This window comes from Motilimonas pumila (assembly GCF_003596335.1).
Taxonomy (GTDB): Bacteria; Pseudomonadota; Gammaproteobacteria; order Enterobacterales; family CBDFNC01; genus Motilimonas; species Motilimonas pumila.
In genome coordinates, this window is the sequence record NZ_QZCH01000017.1 from 1 (window position 1) to 24246 (window position 24246).

Below are 24246 nucleotides of genomic sequence, written 5' to 3' on the forward strand. Positions count from 1 at the left end.
TGAACTTCAGGCAGGCGAAAGGGAAAGAAATCGAGCTGACATATCGCTATTACATCAGCTCCGCAGCTCTTGATGAGATGTCACTGGCTCGCGCCGTTCGGGCTCACTGGGGGATAGAGAATAGTCTGCACTGGGTATTAGATGTCAGCATGAACGAAGACAAGTGCCAAATTTATCAAAATCACGCTGCAGAGAACTGGGCGATGTTGCGCCAATTATCACTTAATATGCTAAGAGCGGAGCCCTCAAAGGGAAGTATCCCCGCCAAACAAAAGCGAGCATGGATGAAAACAAGCTTCCTCGAAGGCGTGTTACATGCGGGATTGAGTCAGCTGATTGAAATATGAGCATTCATGCGGTTGCCCTGAGATGCGACCCCGACCAATGAACTGGCTTCTTTGTTGCTGATATAGTCAACTCAGGCCGCTTGCTGATTCAAGCCCTGCGATGTCAATGGCTAATCCTTATCTGCCAATTGACGCGCTTAATGGCATATTTGGGTAAGGTTTCCGCTAATAGTATGACTACGATAACTTACAGTGTCTGCCGTGAAAGAGGGGGCATATAAATTAATTGTTTAAGTCGTTTTTGTGAATGAACGTGCATTGATGTTGAGGGTGTTGTTGTAAGATATGGTGCACGCGCATCTTGTTGTTTTTATTAATTAATGAGATGATACAAAGGCTTATCGTCAAGTGCTTTTTAGTATTCACCTAAGAAATGTTTGTGAAAGACTTACAATCGTGCTCTTCGCGCTGGGCGATATTATAAACGGCAATTAAAAATCTCTGAATGATGTTTTGTCCTTCAGTGAAAATAAGGAAATACATAATGAATGAAAATAAAGAAGAGTATTGGGGCATGCCCTTAAATACTTACTGCATGCTGATCCACCTAAGTCAGTTAACCAGTATAATCATCCCAGGGTTAGGGTTGATATTGCCTATAGTGATGTGGGCTATGAATAAAGATAAAAGTGATGCAATTGATAAGCACGGTAAAATCACCGTTAACTGGCTTATTAGTCTTTTCATTTACTCTATCATTTGTGGTGTTTTAGTTTTCATTTTTATTGGGATTTTTGGTTTTATCATATTAGCAATCCTTAACTTTGTCTTTGCGGTTATTGCTGCCATTAAGGCTAATGATGGTCAATTCTGGGTTTACCCAATGAGCATCAAGTTTCTCAAGTAGTTAGACAGTTGAACTGATTTGATACGAAAAAAGGTCTTAAAGTTCGGTTTGAAAAAATTTGCTTAGTTCCACTTTAATTATTTTTTTGCAAGCCGTTACTTACCGGTTAAAAGCGTTAGGTGGTGAACCAGTCATTACTCATTGAGCTATAGCTCTAGGAAACAGATTTTGATAACAGTTATCGTAGATGTAAAGGTCAAGCCAAAACTGCTAGAAGAGTACATTGAAACTGCTTTATTACTTACGAAAGAATCACGTTGCCGGGCAGGCTGTATATCTTATGTATTTAATCAGAGTCTTGAAGATGCGACGAAGTTCTCTCTTTATGAGCAGTGGGAAAGTGAAGAACATTTGAATGAACATATCAAAGCGTTAATAGCTTTATTCGGTGCGCCTAAGCCTGGTGATATGTTACCAGCGAAACTGATCAACTTTTATGAAAGTGCAAAGCCAACGTCTTATCGAACACTAGGGTAAATTCATTTTTCAAAGCACTAGGATGTATAAAACAAGGATCAATTTATGCCTTTAGACAATTGGTTAGGGTTTTGTTTGATAGCGGTACTGGCAAGTGCCACTCCTGGCCCTGCTGTGCTCTTAACTGTGGTAAACAGTATTAAGTTTGGGACAAGAGGCGCGATGATTTCTGTGCTTGGGAATATCACCGGATTATTGGTGATGTCGGCAGGTTCAGTGGCGGGATTAACCGCTCTAGTGTTACACTCTGCACTGGCTTTTTCTGTGGTGAAGTGGCTCGGTGCTTTATACTTAATTTACCTAGGCATTAAGCTTTGGCGTCATGGCTTAGGCAGCTTAAACCAACAACAGGTCCACAACGCGCAGCAATTAGAAGACCGGCTTTCAAGCGCAAAACTTTATGGCCAAGGACTTTTAGTTGCGCTGACCAATCCTAAAGCGATTGTGTTTACCACTGCTTTATTTCCACAATTTATCAATTCAGAGACCGCGTTGTTGCCACAGTTTATGATACTGGTGATCAGCTTTATGCTGCAATCCTTTGTTTGTTTGTCTTTGTACGCTCTATTAGCGACCAAGCTAAAAGTGTTTACCCAAACAAGGGCTTTGCCGACCATTTCAAACCATCGCACATGGTTAACAACGCAGGCGCTGTTACGCAAACACTTAAGCAAGTTAGTCGGCTCTGTATTTATTGGCGCAGGGTGCTTTACTGCAAGTATGTCGAGGTGAAGTCAGGCATTTCCTATAAATCGAAGCGCTATTTTGGTTATGATGACGCAGTACCATACCATTTAAAAGCTAACTCACAGGTTCATAGCAGGAGCCATAACATGACATCTCAATATTGTCCTATTTGCCAAGTCGAAACCTCGTATAACCCGAGGTATCCACGCTATGTTTGTGGTCATTGCGCTGAACTTGCGGCGGATGAAAATGGTCGATTGTTACAATTTTTTAATACCTGCGTGTCAGGTGGCTTTAAAGCCGAGTACACAGATACGGGCGAAGAAAGAAACAGTCACCTTTGCTTTATTAAGGGGGTTGCGTGTTATGCTAATGAAGCGAGGTTTGGTGGCATAGTCATACAGCCCGTGTCACAGGCGTCAATTTAGCTGGGCGCGCCCCCGACGATTTGTTTTTACAATCAATTTTGCTATTCGAAGCAATTTCAGTAAGCTGGCCTATCTCAATGTGCTCGTCTCTATCGATGATGCTACAGGGATTATAGGCCCGCAGCCCTTTGTGATAGTCTCAAGTCTGGTCCGGTGCCGTGCATACTGTCGTTGAAATATTAATTAAAGGTTAATTGTGGCTAAACAAAAATTTTATGTTGTTTGGAAAGGGCGTAAAGCTGGCATATTTAACACCTGGGCAGAGTGTAAAGCCTTGGTGGATGGTTTTGCAGGTGCGAAATACAAGTCGTTCACAACGTTGGCTGAAGCCGAAGCGGCGTTTGGTAAAAAAGCGGCTTACCAAGCTAAACCTGCGACGACTGCTCGTACTACAGCAGTTAAAAGCAACACATTAACCCAAGCAGGCATCGACGCCATGACCCAAGACGTCAAAATTTTTACCGACGGGGCTTGTGAGCCTAACCCTGGTGAGGCGGGGACAGGCTTAGCACTTTACCAACACAACCAAGTCACAGAGCTTTGGTATGGCTTGTACCAAGCAGTGGGAACCAATAATACCGCCGAGCTTAAAGGCTTACAGCAAGCCTTGTTGATGGCTAAAAATAAGCTGGCTGAGGGTTTGTCAGTTGCGATTTATTGCGATTCACGTTATGCCATTGATTGTATAACAAAGTGGGCCAAAGGCTGGAAAAGCAAAGGCTGGAAGAAGTCGACTGGCGAGATTAAAAATTTGGACATCATTCAGCCTGCATTTGAGTTGTATCAAGAGTTACTGGGTCAAGTCGAAATTTGCCATGTGAATGGCCATGTCGGTGTCGAAGGTAACGAATTGGCCGATCGTATGTCGATTATAGCCATTGAGCAGCAAACCGAAAATTTGTGTCTGTATCAAGAAGCCTATGACATTAAAGGCATACTGGCCCTTCGTAGGGGATAGCAAGTTAGCTTAAAAGCGGTCGGGGTTTGTTTAAGAACGTCACACTGGATCTGACACTGATAGCTTACATCCCCCCAATGCCTTAGATATGAATTAAGAGCTTTGTGTTAAGCGCGGTCTGTTTTGTCTTTTTACCTTAGTGCTACTCGCGACAGTGAATCCCATAAACCTAAAGTTAATCGGCAATACGACGTATTAAACTGGCAATTGGCGTTAAGCCATCACGAGATGGCGTATCTGGGATCAAGTTGCGCGTTTCACACAATGGCGATATTTTTGCTTAACCCCATGCGCGAGTAGGACCGGTATCTATGTGTACAAAGTCTCGATAACGGCCAACGCCTCCTGAACGTAATGACATGGCTGCTTTATGTACCTGGCTGACGGCGATGCCTTCTACAAAGAAGTCGATTGCCTGTCCTTTCATGTGGAAGCTTTTTTTCGCTACTGCGCTAGAGCCTTTTCGCAACATGGCATTCGTTGCCGGTGAACGATACCCCGACACAATATGAATATTAGCTTGCGGAGCTTCGAGTTTATCCAAAATCGCGCTTAGTTTAATGAAGAGTTTAGGATCCATCTGCGCGGTTTCATTACGCCTAAAATCACGGCAAATACGATTTAAACTATTCAGTCCTGCGTCTTGATACACCTTGTCTTTAAGATATTCGCATTGCGCTGATTCGCCCGTGTGAATATTACTGACATTGAGTGTTTTCGACTCCCTGATTATTGCTGTTTCTGCTCGCAAAGTCGGAGCAATCATGGCACTTGAAAGGGAGATACCACTGTAAAGTAGAAACTTTCTTCTCGATAACGTCATCATGCTTGCTCCTTGAAAATTATGCTTTAAGGCGTTTTGCTAAAGCCTTACCGTCTATGAGCAGCATAATAACGTTGAAAATGAAATAGTTTGAGTTACTTACTATTTGATATGTTAATAGGTGGTGAAAGGTACGCGGCTTTACTGTCGTGCCTGGTGAGAGCGTATGGGCTTTTATAATGCGTAGGCTTTGTGCTGGGACAAGCAGGACTAAAGGTCGATTAAAGACTGGCGAAAGTTCGAGGAATGGGGCAGTGCGCCCCATGAATTACAACGACAAATATCTTTTAGGACATGGGATAAGTGGCGCAGATTTTGTTGCCATCGGGATCTCTTAGATAAGCCATAAACAGCTGGATATCTCCTTTTTGGCGCAAACCGGGCGCCGATTCTATGGCTACGCCGCCATGAGCTAAACCGGCTTGATGCCATTGTTTCACTTGCTCTTCACTGGTAGCAATAAAGCCGATAGTTTGACCGTTTCCGACTGAAGCAGGCTCTCCGTTAATGGGCGTTGTCAGGCCAAACAAGCCACTTGGCGTCATATATAAACAGCGGCCACTGGGATCCATCATGCCAGGCTTGTGACCTAATTGTTTGAAGGTTTCATCGTAAAACTGTTTGCTTCGCTCAATGTCATTAGTGCCGAGGAAAACATGGCTAAACATCACAACTCCTTTGTTTGAAGAGATAGGTAAAAGAGTACAGTATCAGTGTTTTAACTAAAAAACACGGATATACCTAGGCCTTTTAGTACCAGCTTAGTTCATCAATCAAATCGTAAACTTGTTGCAAACTCATTAAGCTTCTGGCTTCTCTAACTGCGTCGGCATTTGCCACGCCTGCGGCAAGTAAACCTTGTGTTGCAGTGCTAAGTTCACTGAATTGATTCACTTTTATAACTTCTGGGCCGGAATAAAATCGCAACGGGTTACTGTCAAACATCTGGTGATCGAATTCTAAGCCGGTCCAAAGCTGTAACTCTGTAGTAGTGACCCGAAAGTGGCGTAATTGAATACGCGATTTAGCTTTTACCGTTTTTAAGGTGTCGATATCTTGAAAAATAATAAATGCCGCAGTCACCAGTTTATTGCTGCCTGCGTCAATATAACTCATGGTTTTCCAAAATCCGGAGGGGATGCGCACAGGAGAAAACCCCATACCGCGACTGAAGAACCTATCGCAAATGGTAAAAATAGGACCTGTCATCACAATTAACTTATCATCTTTTGCAAACGCAAACTTACTCACTGCAGTTTCCGGTAAGCGCCATTCATCTTCATTAAAGTGGGCATGTTGCATAGAAGCATTGGTGTAGGCGCAGCTGTCATTACTTGCAGCTAAAGCTGTAGGGTGATCGCCCAGGTTACTGCTGTGCGTCGTGTGAGGTGACCGCGATCCCATGGACTTTGACGATATGCGAAATTACTGATTTGATTATCGAAGCCCACGTGTTGGTCAATAAACCATTTTCGTCCCTTGCTGCCAGAGATTAATTGTCCCTTGGCATTGTCAACATTAGCGGCGGAATACAAAGCTTGTTTGTTACTTTTACTCATGACTAATGAATAATGCACGTAAGGTATGACGGTTTCGCCTGCTGGCAGGTTAGGAGGTTGTAAGACATCGCCCGCGAGCGCTAAATTTGGGCTTGGCAGCAAAATAGAATAAGGGCTGAGAAAGTCCGCTTGATAACCTGAGCGTATCGACATTGCCTGTGGCCGTTTTCACTAAGTATAGTGAAAGTAAAGCAAGGAAGTTTGCCAGTCACGATTTAGTGCACTTGGTTCGTTCGGGAAAAGCACCAATGTGTATTGAATCTAGGGCTGCTCGTTAAAGCAGCGCTATTATGGACTTGGTTTTACGAGCAGCATTTCTTCTAAGCCGCCTCCATTTACAAGGTGCGTAAAACCTTGGGACTTTAAGTAATCGAGAGCTCTGCCAGATCGATTACCGCTGCGGCAATACAGCACAATCATTTCGTCTTTGGCAAATATTGAAAAATCCATTGTAGGGAAGTCTTGTACCGCAATATTGATTGAGCCGGCAAGGTGTTTGTCTTGGTATTCACTTGCGGTGCGTACGTCAATTAACACTGCGCCTTGGGCCAATTTTTGCCAAGCTAATTCAGCGCGCTCTGTCGCTTGGGCACTTGCGCTAAACATGAGAAAAATCAATAACCGAAATACACAGGATAATTTTTTCAGCATTATTGTTACCGTTTACCTAAAGATACCAACGCCACTGTAACAGAATAGGCTTATGCATTAGTGTGAAATAGATTAAAAAACCTGTTCATCATCGGCATCTATAAACACCTCTAAGCTATCTGAAACCTCATTTAAATGCAGTTTGATGTGAATATCCTTACAGCACTGACTGCAAGACTCATAAAACTCTTGATCGCCATTGCTGGCATCAATTTCAATGTCCGTGGTTACCCCACAGTGGGGACATGAGATTTGGCTAGCAACAAACTGCTTCATGATAAATGGCCTTATGGTGATAAAATTCGGCGAATATACTGCTGGCATTGCTCAAAGTAACAACCACCAAACAATAGGTTATGATTTAATAAGTGATAAAGCTGATAGATGTCTTGGCGTGCTTGAAAATCTTGTGGCAACGGGTACTGATGTTGGTATGTCTGTAAAAAACAGGCTTCGAAAGGTTCAAATAACTGTGTCATCGCGATGTCAGTTTCTCTGTCTCCCCAATAACAAGCAGGATCAAAAAAATAACTTTGTTGACCACAAAAACCAATGTTACCTCGCCAGAGGTCGCCGTGTAACAGGCTTGGAGTTACCTTATGGTGATGTAACTGTTGTCTTACTGATTCGATAATTTTATCAATACCGGGGAAATATGTTCCCGCTTCGGCATTGAGCTCTAGTTGCCACCCTATACGTTGTTCACTGAAAAAGCTTGACCAGTTAGACTGCCAACGATTGGGTTGTAAGGTGGCACCGATAAAGTTGTCTTGATCCCACCCAAACATGCTTTGCTCACCATATTGATGACAGTTGGCTAATTGCTGCGCTGCCCGTTGCCATCCTAGTCGAGCAGCAGGCTCAAACGCAAAGTACTGCAGCACGATAAAACTCATCGCACTGCTGTTTTCAACCGCAATGACTTCAGGTGTATTAACAACTTGGCTGAGCTGAAGGTGTTTAAGATTGTCGACTTCTGCTTGAAATTGTTCTTGGTGGTCGCGTTCAGCAATTTTTATAAAGAAGGGCGTGTGACCGTTGCTGATACAGAGGCAACGCACTTTGTCCGTTTGTCGTATGACAAACTTTTTACTGATGTGATAAGTCTCACCCTGAGCATGAGAAATAATATCGCAGACACGCGACCACATTCGTTTGACCTATTAGGTTAATTGCTTCATGGTATTGAGTATAGACAAGTCACAACCGGCTAAACATTAAGCTTTATCAACAATACCTCACCCACCTTTAAGTAAGAGAGAGATATGCTTGCATCTTTAAAACAATTTTTTTCTGAAATTCGTCAACAACAACCAGAAACAGCCATCGATTTACATCTGGCGATCGCGGTGTTACTAGCAGAAGTGGCCCAAGCTGACATGCGCATCGGCACTGGCGAAAAAGCAAAGATTGCTTCTATGATGAAGCGGGCATTCGACCTTGATCAAGCGCGGATAGACGCACTTTTAGCTGAAGCCATCGAGTTACAGGCGTCTTCTGTGTCGATGCAAACTTACACCCAAGTACTCAAGCAAGATACCAGTTACGAGCAAAGGGTGCGTTTTGTTGAGGCTATGTGGCAAGTGGCTTATTCAGACCAAGTGCTTGATCCATATGAAGATCACATAATTCGAAAAATCGCCGAGCTGTTGTATGTGAAACACTCAGACTTTATAAAAACCAAGCTGAAAGTTGCACCGGAGCAATCCAATTAATCCCAGTTGAATTGCTTTGTAAGCCTATTAACCCCAAGCGCGAGTTGGGCCGGTATCTATATGGATAAAATCACGGTAACGACCGACGCCGCCTGAGCGTAATGACATAGCGGCTTTGTGAACGTCGCGCATTGAGTAACCTTCAACATAAAAATCGATGGCTTGACCTTTCATGTGGTAACTTTTCTTAGCTACGCCACCAGAACGTTTACGCAGCATCTCATTGGTTGCTGGTGAACGGTAGCCAGATACAATTTTAATGGAGGCGTCCTCAGCGTTAAGTTTGCTGAGAATAGCATTGAGCTTGTCATATAACACCCGATCCATCATCGCGGCTTCATTTCGGCGAAAGTCGCGACAGATATGATTAAGTTCGCTTAAGCCATCGTCTAAATAAATATCACCATTGTGATATTCACATTTTGCGGTCTCACCGGTGTGTATACTGGTCAGGGTTAAAATTCTACTGCTTGGAACAACAAAAGAACTTGCTTGAGAGATATTCGGGATAACACTGCTTGCGGCAGCGACACCACTACAAAATAAAAATTTTCGTCGATTTAAAACAGCCATGGTACTACTCAATTCCTTTTTTGACCGAACAACAGACGCGGCCAATTACCGAGGCTAATGTACTGGAATTAAGTGCTGCCCGAAAGGCGAGAAGGGATAAAACCTGCGTTTTTATGAGCTAAATCCCGCAGGTTTTATATTATTTTGGTGTTTTAATCTGTTTTCTTGGTATTTATTTGAGCAATATTGTGGTCCACAGTAGCGCGATCAAACTTATAGATGTCTTCACGAAATTGCGCTAACTTGCCTTCATTGACCCACGCCGTGCGATAAGTGGTATGCACTGGCAATTTAAGCCTTAACGGCACATATTTAGTGAAAATATTGGTGTCGTATTGTTGGTACTGCTCATAATTTTTAGGGTCTTTGTTAGACAAAGTCAGCAGTTTATTAGCAAACACGTTGGCGTCTTTGACACGAATACAACCTGAGCTAAATGCCCGAATATCTTTGTTGAACAACCGTTTTCCTGGTGTGTCATGCAAATAAATCGCCTGATCATTGGGGGTATTAAATTTGTAACGACCCAACGCATTTGCATTACCCGGGGGTTGGCGCATACGGTAAGGGAAGGTTTTAGGATTCACCGATGGCCAGTGAATATCCGCATTGGGGATGACTTTTGCGTTACGACTCCAACTGGACACGACTTCATAACCTTTGCGATAAGTGTAGGTTGTGTCAACTCGCGCTTTTGGCAAGATATCTTTACGCATTATTTTTGAAGGTATATTCCAACCGGGATTAAAAATCACGCTATCAAGACGCGTTGTAAATACGGGCGTCTGGCGCGTGGGTTTGCCAACGATGACCTTGGTTTCAAAAACCTTTTCGCCTTTTACCCATACATCCATTTCATAGCCAGGAATATTAACTTCGATTAAGCCTTGTTTATCTTCTGGCCACAGTTCCAGGCGCAGCATATTCAATGCTAGCTGTTGCATTCGTTGTTGTGGGTCTGTGTTTAGCCAAGCCATGGTTTTTGGACCTATCACGCCATCTGGATAAAGACCGTGTCGAATTTGAAAGGTTTTTATGTGGCTTTGGAAAGCTTTTGTTAAACGGCTTTCGCTGTTTAGCATGATCTCGTCAGCTTCTTGTTGGGTGATGTCTCCCAATACAACCATGATATTGAGGATATTTTCCATACTGGCGACGGAATCGTTGGCACGGACCACTTTCTTTGGCTCTTCCACCAATGGCCATATATCATAGCGAATGTATGACAGGTGGCGCTTGGCATTAAGCATTTGCATGAACTGCTGTGGGTGTTTTTGTTGTTGCTGGGTAAAGTCGGCGAGGTTTTGCAGCTCCAGAGCTTCATTCATGGCGACTAATCGGTCCCGGCTTGGAATTGCCATGACGTCTGGTCGTTGATGCGGTTGCAGCTTAAAGAACCAATCAACGCCTACCGTTTGAAGGGTGTCTTTGTAACTGTATGTAGCCAATAATGCTTCGGCCAGGGCTTGACGTTGACGCTGAGTGTCAACCGCATACTGATTCGCTTGTAATTGTTGCCAATGGCCAGTGAGTGTCGCGTCTACTCGGGCTTGACCCGCTACTTCGATTTGGTCAATGGCTGCTTGCAGGTTAGCACGATTGTGCCAGGTACTCGTTAGCATCAGAGCTTGGTAGTTCTGATGATAAATTCCCATGCTCGATGGATCAGAGTGTTTGTTCCATACATCTGGAAATGCGAATTCGTCACTTAACGCAAGTGCAGGTTGGCTGCATAAGGCAGCATATAAAAAAGCAGATACAGCAGGCTTCACGCAATTTACTCCATTGGCTATTACTTTTAGTTTGGCAGATACCAAGCATGGAGAGAGAAAGTTTTTTTCGTTTATTTTTGTAAAAAGTGTGCTTTAAAAATGTTTTTGTTGTTTATCAGTTACTGACAGGCTGATTTATAAGCTCAAAGTAGGAATTGTGACAGGAAAAGTCAATTTATTAATCTTAATTAATAGAGATGACAAAAAAAAACGCACGTTTCCGTGCGTTTTTTGTACAAATAAGAACCGAGTTAAGCAACAGGCATCTTAGCAAGTGCTTCACAGACTAGGTCACCAAACTTGGCAGTAGTGATAAGTTCAGCTTCACCGTCTTTTGATAGATCCGGTGTTGAGTAACCCGCTGCAAATACGCTTTGCATGGCATTCCAAAGGTTTTTCGCTTCTTGTTCCATGCCAAAGCTCATTTCAAGCATCAGTGCTACTGAACCGATCATAGAATAAGGGTTTGCGATCCCTTTACCTGCGATGTCTGGGGCGCTGCCGTGAGAAGGTTCGTAGTACGACTTCTCTGGACCTTTACATGCAGAAGGCATTAGGCCCAGTGAGCCTAATATACCGCCGCCTTGGTCACTCAGAATGTCACCAAACATGTTTTCCATAACCATCACGTCAAACTGCGCAGGGTTTAGGCAAAGGTAAGTTGCTGCAGCATCAACCAAGATGTTTTTCACTTCAACATCTGGGAAGTCTTTTGCTACTTCTTCAACAATTTCATTCCACAGAACTGAAGATTTCAGTACGTTTGATTTATGAATATTGTGCAGTACTTTCTTACGCTTTTGAGATACTTCAAACGCAACCGTGATGATTTGACGAATTTGGTCTTCGTCATACTCAAGCACTTCGCGTACAAAACGTTTACCGTTTTCGTCTACGCCAGTCTCTTTTTCACCAAAGTAAAGACCACCAACGAGCTCACGGATGATCATGATATCAAGGCCTTCGCCAATCACTTCTGCTTTCAGCGGTGAAAAATGGGCTACGCCTTTTGGAAGGTAAACAGGGCGGAAGTTTGCGTAAGTATTATAGCGACGACGCAGTGGCAACAATGCGCCACGTTCAGGTTGCTCGTCAACCGGGATTTTTTTCGACTCTTCGTGGCTAAGGCCTATGGTGCCTTTTAGGATTGCGTCAGCTTCATCACACGCTTGTTTAGTAGCTTCTGGGAAAGCTTTGCCTGTTTCGAAGTAAGCCGCAGCGCCAAATAGTACATCGTTAAGTTCAAAAGCAACGTCTGCGTTACGCTCTTCAACCAACTTAAGCACTTTTACCGCTTCCTTCATCACTTCTGGGCCGATGCCGTCACCCGCGAGTAGTGCAACTTTATAGTTTTTCATACTTGTCCTTTGAAAGTAATACCACGAAATTTTGCCAAAGATAATAAGGAAAAGGTGGGGCCAATGCAATCTGAGTATGCGTAATCATTCAGTTTTGCTGCATACAGATAACAAGTGTTCAACACTAATGCCATATTTTGTCATTATTCAACCTTTATTTGCCCTGCTATTAACCCTAAATGGCCTGTATTGATTGTTGTAATAGAGACAATACTAGCAAGGGAGATAACCATGAAAGTTTGGTTAAACAATGCGGCAAAACTGTCGTTCATTATATTCGCGGCATTTTTTATCAGTAACCTTATTCGACCATTAAAAGTACAAGCGCAAAATCACCCATCGACGAATGATTACACCAGCGCTCAACTGCTATTGATAGACGATGCTGGGCAATATCTTAACGCTTTGAGTCTAAGCGCAAAGGCTAACATACAAATCAGTGGCTTGATTGCATATACCGAATTAACCCAATCATTTAAAAATGACAGTGAGCATTGGCTTGAGGGGCTGTATGTGTTTCCGTTGGCTGAGCACGCCAGCGTGAGTGCGATGGAAATTCGGTTTCGAGATAAAGTGATTAAAGCGGAAATTAAAGAAAAACAGCAAGCCGAAGACATTTATCAAGCGGCCAAAAAAGCCGGTAAAGTGGCCGCGCTTACCGAGCAGCATCGGCCTAACTTATTTCGTCATCGTATGGTTAATATTGCCCCAGGGGAAACGGTTCAAATACGTTTAGTGGTTGAACAAGCTTTGCGTTTTCAAGATGGCTTGTTCAGTTATCGATTGCCGACGACTTATACGCCGCGTTACAGGCCCGCGACGTTGTCGATTCGCCAACAACAACAGGTTGTTGAGTCGCTCAACGAACAAACTCATATAGATATTGAGAGCAGTGGCTGGGCTAAACCTAACAAACGCCGTGCTGACTCACTGCGCCAGCCGTTGTCAGTAACACCCTCAGAGCTGCTTGCTGCTAAGGAGCCAAAGATTCCTCAGATTGAAGTGTCGGTGACCCTTGATGGCGGAGGCGATATTGCGCACGCTCGTTTACTCAATCACCCTAATAGCGTTGAGGTTAAACAGTCGCAACTCAGGTTCAATGGCATACTTGCCATGGACAGAGATTTTTTATTGCAGTGGCAATTGAGCGCGAGTGAAACTCCCCAAGCTGCGCTGTTCAACGAGGATAAAACTGTCGACGGGGAAACCTATCAGCACCATTTATTGATGCTGATGCCACCGCAAGCATTACCAGAGATTACCCGGCTTGCAAAAGAGCGGGTGTTTGTCATCGATACCTCAGGCTCTATGCACGGTGATGCGATTGAGCAAGCTAAGGCCGCGCTGCAGCGCGCGTTAACCCAGCTTGATACAGAAGACACATTTAATATCATAGCGTTCAGTTCAAGCGCTCATGCTTTATTTAACACCAGCCGAGCTGCCAATGAAGCAAACCTTAGCCGAGCTCGTCACTGGGTTGCAGACCTTGAAGCAGAGGGCGGCACTGAAATGGGTAAAGCGTTGGCAATGGCATTACCCAGCCACGAGAGTCACGGTTTACGGGTGCGCCAAGTGATTTTTATGACGGATGGCGCAGTGAGTAATGAGCAAGTCTTGTTTCAACAGATCCGCCAGAATATAGGCCGCAGTAAATTGTTCACTGTCGGCATAGGTCAAGCACCCAACGATTATTTCATGCGCGCCGCCGCGTACTATGGCGGCGGAGAACACCTTTATGTGAGTCATACCGATCAAGTGGATAAACGCTTAGGGCAGTTATTTAAAAAGTTATCGTCACCCGTGTTGACCAATATTCACATCACTAGTGACAGTGAATCGGTTGAATTAAGCGTTGAGCAAATTCAAGACTTGTACCTCGGAGAACCACTGTTTGTGGCAATACGCAGTCTACAAGCTAAGACCGTTACCGTTACCGGTTTTGGCATCGACGATGCACGCACCAAACAAGCGCTATGGCAACAGCGGTTTGATTTAAGCAAAAGCGCTCAGCACCCTGGGGTGGCTAATTACTGGGCGCGTAAAATGATAGCCAAAATAGAGCGACAAAGCTTAGCGGGATTAGACCGGGATGAAAGAAAGGAGCAAGTATTGCCTTTGGCTTTGGGTTATCAATTGTTGTCGCCGTATACCTCTTTTGTAGCGGTAGCAAAGGCCCCCATCAAGCCCAAGATGACCAGCCTCGCCACCGTTAAGGCTCAAAATAAGATGAGCGCCGCTGGCGTTAAGCAGCTTGCGTTTCCAAAGACGGCAACGAGCTCATTACTTTGGGGTTACTGGAGTTTAGTGCTGGCGCTGTTAGCTTTCGCGCTATGGTTGTTTATCAGGCAATTGCGCCGCAACGGGTCTCAATCAGGCCACTGCGTTGATGCTTGTGCTGACAGTAATTAGGTTTCATCACGTGAGTAAGACACTTAGCAATCAACAAAACGGCTCGCTTAAGGTGGCTAAGCGATGCCTTTGGTTGACCTTGTTATTGATGTTAATGTGCGGCGCTCAAGCTGCGTATATGCCAATAAAAGGGCAATTAGCGCAACTACTAATGATGAGAAGTTGGCAGCTTGCGACCACGCAAGCTGCTTCGGCGGCGCAATCAGGCAATTCAGGGCAGCCTTTTAAGGCTGAGCCCCCTTGGCCCTGGGCCGACACACGGCCTTCGTTATTGCTCACAACTGCTGAGGCGTCATGGCTCGTGATGGATCAAAGCCACGGTGAAGCGTTGGCTTTTGGTCCGGGAATGATGGCGGGCTCATTTGCACCGGGTAGTGGCGGAGAGACGGTCATCGCCGGACACAGAGATACGCATTTTAAAAGTTTGGCGCAATTGCAACTAGGCCAGCAATTAACCTTGACCGACGTAATGGGCACTCGATTTTATTACCGGGTCAGCCGTATCGCGATTATTGACAGTTCATTGTATGACTTAACCGTCAGTCCCGTTCAGGCGCGCTTGCTTCTGGTAACTTGCTTTCCGTTTGATCAAGTGACTCAAGGACCATTGCGATATGTGGTTGAAGCTGACTTGATAAGTCAACATGAAAAGCGAGGCGAGGGATGATGAATTTTATGATTCTTTATTGATATAAGACTGACTAAGGTATGGATAACAATAGGTTAGAGAGCGTTAGAAGTTAAAAATGTAAAATAAATCTTGAGCTTGATCCAATATTCATGCTTTTTACAGACACATCAACATACGTCTGTTTTATGATAAACAAGGCAATAAAGGATGTTATTGCAATTATTTCAGGATGATAATTATGAATATGAAACTTTCCAGCGTTGCGGCGATTGTTATCGGCGCATGCTTCAGCGGCCATGCTATGGCTGCAGACCCTGTTCAATGGGTACCTGGTAGCACTAAAGTCAGCAATGGCGACACCGTCATTTATAATAACGCGTGTTACATCGCGCAAAATAACCCAGGCAGTTGGGAAACACCTTCTGCTCAAGCCACTTGGTTTTGGCAAGGCACTGATTGTGGTAGTACCCCAGTTGAACCCACTCAAGCGCCTACTGACGCTCCAGTGACGCCAACTGACGCCCCCAGCGTACCTGGCGACATAACGCCGTGGGTAGCGGGTTCAACCAAAGTGAGTAACGGCGATCTTGTTTCTTATAACGGCGCATGTTTCCAAGCTAAAAACAGCCCTGGCTCATGGGAAACGCCACGAGCAGGGGGAAATTGGTTCTGGGATGAAGTCAGTTGTGGCGGCACTCAGCCAACACAAGAACCAACCCTAGAGCCTACTCAAGAGCCAACGCAAGAGCCTACTCAAGAGCCTACTCAAGAGCCAACGCAAGAGCCTACTCAAGAGCCTACTCAAGAGCCAACGCAAGAGCCTACTCAAGAGCCAACGCAAGAGCCAACGCAAGAGCCTACTCAAGAGCCTACTCAAGAGCCAACGCAAGAGCCTACTCAAGAGCCTACTCAAGAGCCAACGCAAGAGCCTACTCAAGAGCCAACGCAAGAGCCTACACAAGAACCAACCCTAGAGCCTACGTTACCGCCAAGTGCTGGTGTGTGTAATGAAGCCAGCTATGCGGCCGGAACGGTTTATGCGGCGGGTGAAATTGTTGTTAATAATGAAAAAGGATACGAGTGTGTTATTGCCGGCTGGTGTTCGTCTGATCAAGGTTTCTTCTATGAACCGGGTGTAGGCAGTGCATGGCAAGACGCGTGGGTTGAAGTGAAAGATTGCCCAGCAGTTGTGACTAACGTTGCCTTTAGCGCGCCAGTGCTAGGGAAAGCGTACTTACAAGGTAGCTTGGTTGAATTAGCAGCCGATGCTAGCTCTTCTGATCCTTCTCGCACCATCGACAGTGTTGAATTCTTTGCCAATGGCATCTCACTCGGCATTGATAACAGTGCACCGTTTACTGCCACATATCAAGCAAGTGATGTAGGCGATATCAGCCTTAAAGCACAAGCGACTGATAGTAAGAGTTTGGTTGGCATGGCGATGAGTAATATTATCGTCAGTGATCAAGCTGTAGTGGTGAACTTTACTGCGCCAAGCAAGGCTAAAGTCAACACAGGTAAAGCCATCAGCTTTGAAGTAAACGCTGAGTCCATTCCATCAGATGTTACGCAAGTCGACTTCTACAAAGATGGCGCAATGGTTGGCTCTGATAGCACCTATCCTTATGGCTTAGACATTACGTTCACATTAGACGGTGACCACGTAGTTAAAGCGGTTGCGACTGATGCAGCAGGTAACGTGGCTGAAACCAGCAAAAACATCAAAGCTACCAGCATTCCACCTCTTGCAGATCGTGCGGTGATTGGTTACTGGCACAACTTTGAAAATGGCAGCGGTTTCCCACTGCTACCAGAAGTATCGCCAGAGTGGGATATCATTAACGTGTCGTTTGCCGAGCCAAAACGTGGCAGCGAATCAGACATGGTACTTGAGATCCAAACTAAACTCGGTCACAGCGAACAACAAATGAAAGATGACATTGCATTTGTTCAAGCTCGCGGTCAAAAAGTGCTTATTTCAATCGGCGGTGCTAACGCACACGTTAAATTGAAAACAGACGTAGAGCGTGAAGAGTTCACATCGAGCATGATTGCAATGATTGAGAACTATGGTTTTGACGGTCTAGACATTGATTTAGAAGGTGGCTCAACGCTTGCCCTAAACAGTGATGACAAAGACTTCCGTAACCCAACCACACCAACTACTGTGAACATGATCAAAGCGACCAAAGATATTATTGCCCACTTTAAAGGCGACCTTATCTTAACCATGGCGCCTGAAACCCTTTATGTACAAAGTGGTTACCGTGCATATGGCCCGCTAGAGGGTGCTTACTTGCCAATTATCCACGGTTTACGTGATGAGCTAACGGTTATCCATGTACAGCTTTACAACACAGGTAGCATCAATGCCTTAGACGGCCAAGCATACGGCCAAGGCAGCGCTGACTTTATTGTGTCTATGACAGAAATGATGCTAGCGGGCTTTAAAGCGGGCGAGCATTTCTTCCCTGGTTTACGCCCTGACCAAGTAGCCATTGGTTTGCCTTCTATTCCTGCAGCAGCACCTTCTGGTGGCTATGTATCTGTAGAAGAAACGCAAAAAGCAATGGATTACCTGATTTATGGTAAGAGCTTCGGTGGCGACTACGTACTGCAAAACCCAGAAGGTTATAACGACCTTCGCGGTGTTATGACTTGGTCTATCAACTGGGATAGAACTCAAGGCAGTAAGTTCGTAAATGGCCACGCTACTTACATGGACACGCTTCCACCAGTCACCAACAAATAATCACTTTTCTTGTGATGAATAACCCAAAGCCCTGTTGATACAGGGCTTTTTTTTGTTTTCAAAGCCGTGTAATCTGACTCCACTAGCCACAAGGAGAATGGATATGCGTCAACCTATCGCAGCAGTTATCGGTACCTTGTTATTGGCAACCGGCCCTTTTTTAGCCGGATGTGATGAGCAAGACAGCATTATATTGCCAACTGAAACACAGTTTCGTACTTTGAATTTTGTATCTGGCCCGATTGATTTAGTGGTCACCGACAGCAAAGGTGTGTTCGAGTCGACGTTGACTGAAAATACTCCATATAATCAATATTCCAGCAAAGCAGACATAGATTTAGTGGGTGCTGACAGTGCCACGTTTCGATTTAAAGCCCTTGACAGTAATACTCAAGATACTGTGGTTTCGGTTCATCAAATTGATTTAGAAAGAGATTATTTATATTTCTTATACCAATACGGTTTAGTCGGTGAGGAATACGGCGCGCAGCCCTTTATGCGAAAGATCCAAATATTTCCAAAGGACGAAGATCGCACGGCTGCCGTTATGCGGTTTATTCACGTATTAGCTCAGCATCGTCAAGACGTCGACATTTATCTTGATCAAGAAAAGGTGGTCGACGAACTGAATTATGGTGCCAGCTCGCGAACGGTGACCGACTCTGTTGCAGGTGCAGATGCGTTAATGACGGTGGTGTATCACGGCGGTGATATCAACAACGCCGAAGATGTTATTTTACAGCAAACCATTAACTATCAATTAGCCAACAGTTACCAAGTGTATTTGCGACCGGCGACTCCGGGTGCCGTGTTGCCCAGTGTGACCGTCATTAATGAAGCGAACGTACAGTAGGAAAATCACTCTTTTTGGGCTACCGCTTGCAAGTGGTAGTCTTTGAGTAAGGGTAAAAATGCCTCTATGTCTCTGTCTAAACAGTTTGCAGGGATAAACATGTGATAACCCGTGAGCTTTTTAGTGTGTAGTAAGCGGTGGGCGAGGCTGGCCTTTAGTCCGGTATATAGCTCACCATTGTTGCCTTGAAACTTGTCATTTAACACCGATTCATCCACGGCTTGTGCTTCTTTGATGCTTTCATCCAAGGCTATTGCCATCATCAGGTTTCGGTGTTGATGGATAATCAGGTTACAGGCACGTAGCGGGATAGCATCAAGCAAAGCCTCTATGCGGTGTAACTGAATGCCAATTAGGTTTAATGGTGCATGGCCTGAAGCGCGGCTGCCAGCTGGCATGCCAAAGTGATGTATATCTGACCAATTTAAAACCACGTCTCCTCGATTGCTGTGCCAAGTCATGCGCGCTGGCGCAATGGTTAAGCTAGGATCAGGCTCCATCAATTTGCCACAGCCTATAATGAAAAATAAAATGAAGGTCGGCAGTAATAAAATGTAAATGGCCCACACTGTTTTCAGCAATGGGTAAGCCCCCATCAGGACCAAAATAAGGATCAAGCTGCCATAAACCATGGTGTTGGCATGGCGCTTGTTGAGTGGCGTGATATTAACCGTTGTCAGTTGTTCCATAGGCTCCTATCCGTGTAGTACCTGTATAGTATCTGTGTCGTCGTGTTATAAGCGGGTAATAACCTTGCGCATAATGGTACAACTAAAATATGCCAGTTGTTGGCGCTTAAACGTGAGGCAAAGCGCTAGTGGCGCGTAGGTAAACTTAAGCTAAAAACCACACCTTGTTGCTGGTTTTTAGCTGACACTTTAAAGCCGTGGTGTTTGGCGATTAACGACACCAAATGCAAACCCAAGCCAAGGTGTGCTTTGCTTGATTGTCCTTGTCGCACCGATATTAAGGATTCAAATATTTGTTGTCCCATGGCATCTGGTAGAGAAGAGCCTTGATTATGGACAAAAATAACCACCGATTCCCATTCGGCTTTAACCCCTAAGGCAATAGCGTTCTCTTTACCGGCAAAATCTACCGCGTTATCCATCAGTTTATCTAAAGCTTGTACGAGTAATTCGGGGTAAAGGTTTATTTTGATGTCGTGGTCGACCAATTGGTTGTCGAATTGAATATCATGCTCTGGCCAGGTTTGTTGATACATGGCCGTGAGTTCTTCTAGCATGGTGACAATAGGGACGTCTTCGCGATCATAATCTTGCAAACTTTGTTCTAACCGTTTGGCTTCGCTCATCGCCGAAATCATTTTGCTTAACCGGCTACAACCATCGTTCGCGCGTTGCACGTATTGCTGTTGCTCTTCATTGAGTGAACTATGTTGTAAGTTATCTAACGAGGAGCGAATAACCGCCAAAGGCGTGCGGATTTCATGAGAAAGTTTACTGGCCAATTGCGACAAATAATCTGTTTGTTGTTGCCGAAAATTCAACAAGCTTGCAAAACTGCGGGCGAGGGTACCCAACTCATCTTTGTCGTGCTGTAAAGGTAAGTGGCCCAAGTATTGGCCGTCACCTTGTAACTGGCTGCTGGCACTGGCACTGAGTTTTTTAATGCGCCAACTGAGCCAACTCGCGTAGGCGAACAACGCGAATGTAGTGATAAAAATGACCACCAGACTGATAAGAAACAAGCGTGTAAACGCGCTGCCAGCCATGCGAATTAGCACCTCCCCTTGCTGGGTGCCAACGAGGTAATAGGTTTGGCTTGGTTGGCCCAGAGTGACAGGTTGTACCAGTAACAGATTACGACGATAGCCTTCTTTGAACCAAGTGGCTTGGTCTACTTGTTGAGTAAAGCTTGGGTAAACCAGTCGGCTTTGTTTAAATAATGGGCGCCAATCTGGTAAGTGTTTATTTTCCAGCAGCCACGCATATAAACTTTCTAATAGCCAAAAGCCGGCGATGTCTGTATCGACTGTTTCGCCTTTTGCTTGGCTCAGTAACCAGCCTGCTTGATCCACCAAAAAGATATCTAAGCCTTTTTTGGTCAGTGGTTGTAGCGCATTATCAAGTAAGTCATGTTGGTATAACAAAGGCCGAAACGTATTGTTGGTGCCAAGCTTGCTGAGGCCATGGATGGGATCAGGATATTGCCAGCGAATGCTGATGCCGTGACTAAACTCGGCCAAGGGCAATGCAAGTTCAATCACGGTGCCGCTGTCTGTTTCACGCCAGTATGCCGGGTAACTTGAAAGGTATTGTCCGACGTGGTGGGTTTTGCGCTGTAAATAGAATTCACCGGGCGCTTCGGTGCGAAGCAAGTATTGTTCTACTTGATCATTTTTGCCAAGGCCTTTTAAACTGATAGCATCATACGCTCGTCGGTTGGGTCCAAAATAAGTAATGGGAGGGCCTGTTAGTGTCAGCTTTAGATATAACTGTTGCCCTTGATACTGGGCTTGTACCGCCAGTTTTCGATGCTGTTTTTCTAAATACAGCTGAGGCGCCACAGGTTGCAGCCAATCGTTATCATAGCCATCGAGGTTAACTTGATCTTTGCCTTGCACGGCATAAATGGCCCTGCCAAGGGTTTTATGGTGGCGCCCTGGGATATGTTCAGATTGGTTATCCACTAACACTGCCGCGGCGGTGAGAGCCGAAGAAAGGTTGATTTTTTGGTTTTCAGCCATCACGTTGGCAATTTCTTTCATGCTTTGGCAACCTGCCCAAGGCAGGCTTAACATTAACAGTGAAACCAACAATAGCTGAGTTTTTAATTTCACTGTTCGCTCCAGCGATAGCCCATGCCGTAAGCGGTTTTGATATGGTCGAACTCGTTATCAATGAGCCGAAATTTTTTCCGAATGCGTTTAATATGCGTGGTAATGGTATTGTCGTCTTGCACTACGTTTGCCGCGTCCATTAATTGTTGGCGACTTTTCACTTGACCGGGGAATTTGGTCAAAGCGTGGATGATCCAATATTCCGTCAAGGTTAAATCAACGGGTTGTTGTTGCCAGCAAATCAACATTTTTTGGCTGTCGAGGGATAACTGACCACGAACTAATAGCTCTGATGCTTGACTCGAAGAATTTTGCACCGCGTCGACGCGACGTAATAGCGCTTTGACCCTGGCTACCATCTGGTGCAAGCTCACGTCTTTGGTTAAATAGTCATCGGCACCTAGCCTGAGCCCCGACACTTCATCCAATTCAGAGTCTCTGGCGGTTAAGAAAATAATCGGCAACAAGGGAGATTGCGCCCGCAGTTCACGGCACAAATCAAAGCCACCCTCGTATTCATCTTCTAAACCGACATCAATGATCGCCAAATCTGGTAGGCCATGCTGTGCAAATGCCGCCAACGCAGTGAGGCGATGGCTGTAAACTTGTACCGTAAAGCCTAAATTCTCGAAGGCCGCTCGATAGTTTGCGGCAATGGCGGCTTCATCTTCTACCAACGCTATGTTTCGTTTCACCCAGTTATCCTTGTTTGCTCCAGCCCGTGATAGCGCCATATTTTGTCATTATGTATCCCAATGCTGCCATTTCACGGTGCCAATAAAGTCGCATTTAGTTGTTGTAATACATCCTATCAACAACGCAGACATAATAGGATTTAACAATGAAAAAACAACTAATAATCAGCACTCTAATCGCCTCAAGCCTCATTAGTCAATCGTTAGCCGCAGAACCTGTACCTGTGTGGCAAAAAGGCACGGTTTATACCTTAGCAACGGTAGCTGGCGTGGCTATAGGCGGTCCGGTTGGGGGCATTGTGGGGCTTGCAGTAGGCGATTTTGTGAATGAAAAGATGGACGGCGATGCCCAAGCGAAAACCTTAGCGCCTCAATTAGCAAAAAGCCAGCAGCAAGTCGATACATTACAAGACAGTTTACTCGCGCAAGATGAGCAGCTTGCGATGATGCAAGACCTGGCTTTACAGCGACTGCAGTTTGAAGTGTTTTTTCGTACCGGCGATGCGCAGTTAAGTGAGCAAGCTAAACAGCAGCTAACTTGGTTGGCGGATTACGTCAGCCAACAAGAACAGGTGTCGATCGCATTAGCGGGTTTTGCTGACCCAAGGGGTGACGACCAGTTCAATTTAGATCTTTCACAGCAGCGTTTAGCGCAGGTGAAAAATGTCTTGATAGCATCTGGAGTTAGCCCCGCAGTCATTGAAACTACCGCCTACGGCAGTCAGGCTAAGTCTGAGCTAGCCAATGACAAAGACTTGGACAGTTTTGCATTGCAACGTAAGGTCAGTGTCACCCTGACTCAAACAGAGCCTGGCCACTACGCTCAGCAGTAATATTGCTAGCGGCAATTAAATGCAAAGACTGATGTACCATCCTTGTAGGTAGCTCAGTCTTTTATATGAGTAATTTGTTGCGCCACTGCAAATTTATGAGTTTTGTTATTTGCACATTTATCAATGAGGTTCCAATCTTATTGGTTATTGATTTGTTAATGTGAGTTCAGGGAAATGAACAAGGCTGCTACAACTTGCTTTTTGACCGCGCTGTGTTGGCTCGGCGCATCATTAACGGTGCAAGCCCAAGTAAAAAACATCGTGGTATGGAACCAATTAGTCAGTCATCCCAATCAAATGGTGCCGCAACTCTTGCAACGAGCGTTAGAAGTAACGGCGCAGCAATACGGCGACGTTAACTTGATCCCTTCTGAAGCGATGGAGCAAGGCAGGCTAATCCGGCATATGTCTAGCAAGCCGCTCATTCAAGTTGCCGTGTTTGGCCCTACGCAACAACGAGAGCGTGACGCTATCGCCGTGCGCTTTCCGGTGACTGCCACTTTATTAAGCCATCGGGTCTGTTTGATTAAAGCAGGCCGCCAAGCGCAGTTTAACGGCATATCTGGATTACATTCGCTGCTTGAGTCTGGCATTACGATAGGCCAGCATCAAGATTGGCCTGATACAGCCATATTGGAAGCCAACGGCATCAACGTTTGGAAAAGTAATAAGTACTCCTTGTTGTTTGACCAACTTAATGTGGGACGGTTTGATTGCTTTGCGCGAGGCGCCAATGAAGTGGTGCAAGAGCAAGTCGCCCATAGCTTTAAAAATATCGTCACCGAACAAAGCTTTGTGGTGTATTACCCGTTTCCGTTATTTTTCTTTGTTAACAAAGCGCACCCTGAATTGGCGAAACGGATTGAATTAGGACTGCATGAGTTACAGTCTTCGGGCGAGTTCAAGCGTTTGTTCAACACCCATTTTGCCCGCACCTTAAACGAACTTAATTTAGCCGAACGCAATTATTTAGAATTAAAAAATCCCTTTTTAACGCCTGAGACAGAAGCTGCGATGCAAAAGTATCGCGATGTGTTTCAGCCGCTTATTTTCGCCAATAATCATTTGCAATAAG

26 protein-coding genes are annotated in these 24246 nt (G+C 45.0%); 13 read left to right on the forward strand and 13 right to left on the reverse strand.

Annotation, left to right across the window (positions count from 1 at the left end):
• The 6 genes from D1Z90_RS13015 to D1Z90_RS13040 form a co-directional block, all read left to right on the forward strand.
• Positions 1-347 (forward strand): ISAs1 family transposase (locus D1Z90_RS13015; protein WP_119911210.1); only part of this gene is annotated, 347 nt, incomplete at its 5' end.
• Positions 348-831: 484 nt separating this feature from the next.
• Positions 832-1194: a DUF4870 domain-containing protein gene (locus D1Z90_RS13020; RefSeq protein WP_119911211.1), complete on the forward strand. Its 363-nt coding sequence runs from the start codon at positions 832-834 to the stop codon at positions 1192-1194.
• Positions 1195-1362: 168 nt separating this feature from the next.
• Positions 1363-1671 (forward strand): putative quinol monooxygenase, encoded by a 309-nt coding sequence (locus D1Z90_RS13025; RefSeq protein ID WP_158587134.1) that lies wholly within the window; start codon positions 1363-1365, stop codon positions 1669-1671.
• Between the two features lie 45 nt (positions 1672-1716).
• Complete coding sequence (locus D1Z90_RS13030; protein ID WP_119911213.1) at positions 1717-2403, forward strand: LysE family translocator; 687 nt, start codon at positions 1717-1719, stop codon at positions 2401-2403.
• Positions 2404-2504: 101 nt separating this feature from the next.
• Positions 2505-2786 (forward strand): hypothetical protein, encoded by a 282-nt coding sequence (locus D1Z90_RS13035; protein ID WP_119911214.1) that lies wholly within the window; start codon positions 2505-2507, stop codon positions 2784-2786.
• Positions 2787-2982: 196 nt separating this feature from the next.
• Entirely contained in the window at positions 2983-3744 is a 762-nt protein-coding gene (locus tag D1Z90_RS13040; RefSeq protein WP_119911215.1) for a ribonuclease H family protein, read from the forward strand.
• Between the two features lie 280 nt (positions 3745-4024).
• On the opposite strand, the gene mepK (D1Z90_RS13045) is transcribed toward D1Z90_RS13040, so the two are convergent.
• From mepK (D1Z90_RS13045) to D1Z90_RS13075, 7 genes are all read right to left on the reverse strand, one after another.
• Positions 4025-4570, reverse strand: coding sequence for a peptidoglycan L,D-endopeptidase MepK (gene mepK, locus D1Z90_RS13045; protein WP_198419185.1), 546 nt, complete (start codon positions 4568-4570; stop codon positions 4025-4027).
• A gap of 284 nt (positions 4571-4854) precedes the next feature.
• Positions 4855-5235, reverse strand: coding sequence for a VOC family protein (locus tag D1Z90_RS13050; RefSeq protein ID WP_119911216.1), 381 nt, complete (start codon positions 5233-5235; stop codon positions 4855-4857).
• An 82-nt stretch (positions 5236-5317) separates the two neighbouring features.
• Positions 5318-5971: a DNA/RNA non-specific endonuclease gene (locus tag D1Z90_RS13055; RefSeq protein ID WP_119911217.1), complete on the reverse strand. Its 654-nt coding sequence runs from the start codon at positions 5969-5971 to the stop codon at positions 5318-5320.
• Complete coding sequence (locus D1Z90_RS13060; RefSeq protein WP_119911218.1) at positions 5908-6279, reverse strand: DNA/RNA non-specific endonuclease; 372 nt, start codon at positions 6277-6279, stop codon at positions 5908-5910. Before D1Z90_RS13060 ends, D1Z90_RS13055 begins: the two co-directional genes overlap by 64 nt.
• A gap of 135 nt (positions 6280-6414) precedes the next feature.
• Positions 6415-6777 (reverse strand): rhodanese-like domain-containing protein, encoded by a 363-nt coding sequence (locus D1Z90_RS13065; protein WP_119911219.1) that lies wholly within the window; start codon positions 6775-6777, stop codon positions 6415-6417.
• Positions 6778-6849: 72 nt separating this feature from the next.
• The gene (locus D1Z90_RS13070; RefSeq protein WP_119911220.1) at positions 6850-7053 is read right to left on the reverse strand and encodes a CPXCG motif-containing cysteine-rich protein; all 204 of its coding nucleotides are present in this window, start codon (positions 7051-7053) and stop codon (positions 6850-6852) included.
• Between the two features lie 11 nt (positions 7054-7064).
• Positions 7065-7928: a fructosamine kinase family protein gene (locus D1Z90_RS13075; RefSeq protein WP_119911221.1), complete on the reverse strand. Its 864-nt coding sequence runs from the start codon at positions 7926-7928 to the stop codon at positions 7065-7067.
• Positions 7929-8042: 114 nt separating this feature from the next.
• Here D1Z90_RS13075 and D1Z90_RS13080 point away from each other — a divergent pair, with 114 nt between their 5' ends.
• Positions 8043-8492: a tellurite resistance TerB family protein gene (locus D1Z90_RS13080; RefSeq protein WP_119911222.1), complete on the forward strand. Its 450-nt coding sequence runs from the start codon at positions 8043-8045 to the stop codon at positions 8490-8492.
• A gap of 27 nt (positions 8493-8519) precedes the next feature.
• On the opposite strand, the gene mepK (D1Z90_RS13085) is transcribed toward D1Z90_RS13080, so the two are convergent.
• From mepK (D1Z90_RS13085) to leuB, 3 genes are all read right to left on the reverse strand, one after another.
• The gene (gene mepK / locus D1Z90_RS13085; protein ID WP_119911223.1) at positions 8520-9065 is read right to left on the reverse strand and encodes a peptidoglycan L,D-endopeptidase MepK; all 546 of its coding nucleotides are present in this window, start codon (positions 9063-9065) and stop codon (positions 8520-8522) included.
• Between the two features lie 152 nt (positions 9066-9217).
• Entirely contained in the window at positions 9218-10837 is a 1620-nt protein-coding gene (locus D1Z90_RS13090) for a L,D-transpeptidase family protein (protein ID WP_119911224.1), read from the reverse strand.
• A gap of 251 nt (positions 10838-11088) precedes the next feature.
• On the reverse strand, positions 11089-12195 hold the full coding sequence (leuB, locus tag D1Z90_RS13095) for a 3-isopropylmalate dehydrogenase (protein WP_119911225.1): 1107 nt from the start codon (positions 12193-12195) through the stop codon (positions 11089-11091).
• A gap of 231 nt (positions 12196-12426) precedes the next feature.
• On the opposite strand from leuB, the gene D1Z90_RS13100 reads away from it, so the two are divergent.
• The 4 genes from D1Z90_RS13100 to D1Z90_RS13115 all read left to right on the forward strand — a co-directional run bounded on the left by D1Z90_RS13100 (position 12427) and on the right by D1Z90_RS13115 (position 18840).
• A complete protein-coding gene (locus D1Z90_RS13100) occupies positions 12427-14604 on the forward strand; it encodes a marine proteobacterial sortase target protein (protein WP_119911226.1) in 2178 nt (725 codons plus the stop codon).
• 10 nt (positions 14605-14614) lie between these two features.
• Complete coding sequence (locus D1Z90_RS13105; protein WP_158587135.1) at positions 14615-15271, forward strand: sortase; 657 nt, start codon at positions 14615-14617, stop codon at positions 15269-15271.
• A 202-nt stretch (positions 15272-15473) separates the two neighbouring features.
• Positions 15474-17987 (forward strand): Ig-like domain-containing protein, encoded by a 2514-nt coding sequence (locus tag D1Z90_RS13110; protein ID WP_158587136.1) that lies wholly within the window; start codon positions 15474-15476, stop codon positions 17985-17987.
• 103 nt (positions 17988-18090) lie between these two features.
• A complete protein-coding gene (locus tag D1Z90_RS13115) occupies positions 18091-18840 on the forward strand; it encodes a hypothetical protein (RefSeq protein WP_119911229.1) in 750 nt (249 codons plus the stop codon).
• A 5-nt stretch (positions 18841-18845) separates the two neighbouring features.
• Here the strand turns inward: D1Z90_RS13115 and D1Z90_RS13120 are convergent, their stop codons facing one another.
• The 3 genes from D1Z90_RS13120 to pdsR all read right to left on the reverse strand — a co-directional run bounded on the left by D1Z90_RS13120 (position 18846) and on the right by pdsR (position 22338).
• Entirely contained in the window at positions 18846-19529 is a 684-nt protein-coding gene (locus D1Z90_RS13120) for a DUF2982 domain-containing protein (RefSeq protein WP_119911230.1), read from the reverse strand.
• A gap of 125 nt (positions 19530-19654) precedes the next feature.
• A complete protein-coding gene (locus D1Z90_RS13125) occupies positions 19655-21643 on the reverse strand; it encodes a histidine kinase dimerization/phospho-acceptor domain-containing protein (RefSeq protein WP_119911231.1) in 1989 nt (662 codons plus the stop codon).
• Positions 21640-22338 (reverse strand): proteobacterial dedicated sortase system response regulator, encoded by a 699-nt coding sequence (gene pdsR / locus D1Z90_RS13130; protein ID WP_198419186.1) that lies wholly within the window; start codon positions 22336-22338, stop codon positions 21640-21642. Before pdsR ends, D1Z90_RS13125 begins: the two co-directional genes overlap by 4 nt.
• A gap of 146 nt (positions 22339-22484) precedes the next feature.
• Here pdsR and D1Z90_RS13135 point away from each other — a divergent pair, with 146 nt between their 5' ends.
• Together D1Z90_RS13135 and D1Z90_RS13140 are read left to right on the forward strand one after the other, a co-directional pair.
• Positions 22485-23171, forward strand: coding sequence for an OmpA family protein (locus tag D1Z90_RS13135; protein ID WP_119911233.1), 687 nt, complete (start codon positions 22485-22487; stop codon positions 23169-23171).
• Positions 23172-23345: 174 nt separating this feature from the next.
• The gene (locus D1Z90_RS13140) at positions 23346-24245 is read left to right on the forward strand and encodes a type 2 periplasmic-binding domain-containing protein (protein WP_119911234.1); all 900 of its coding nucleotides are present in this window, start codon (positions 23346-23348) and stop codon (positions 24243-24245) included.
• The last annotated feature ends 1 nt before the right edge of the window (position 24246 follow it).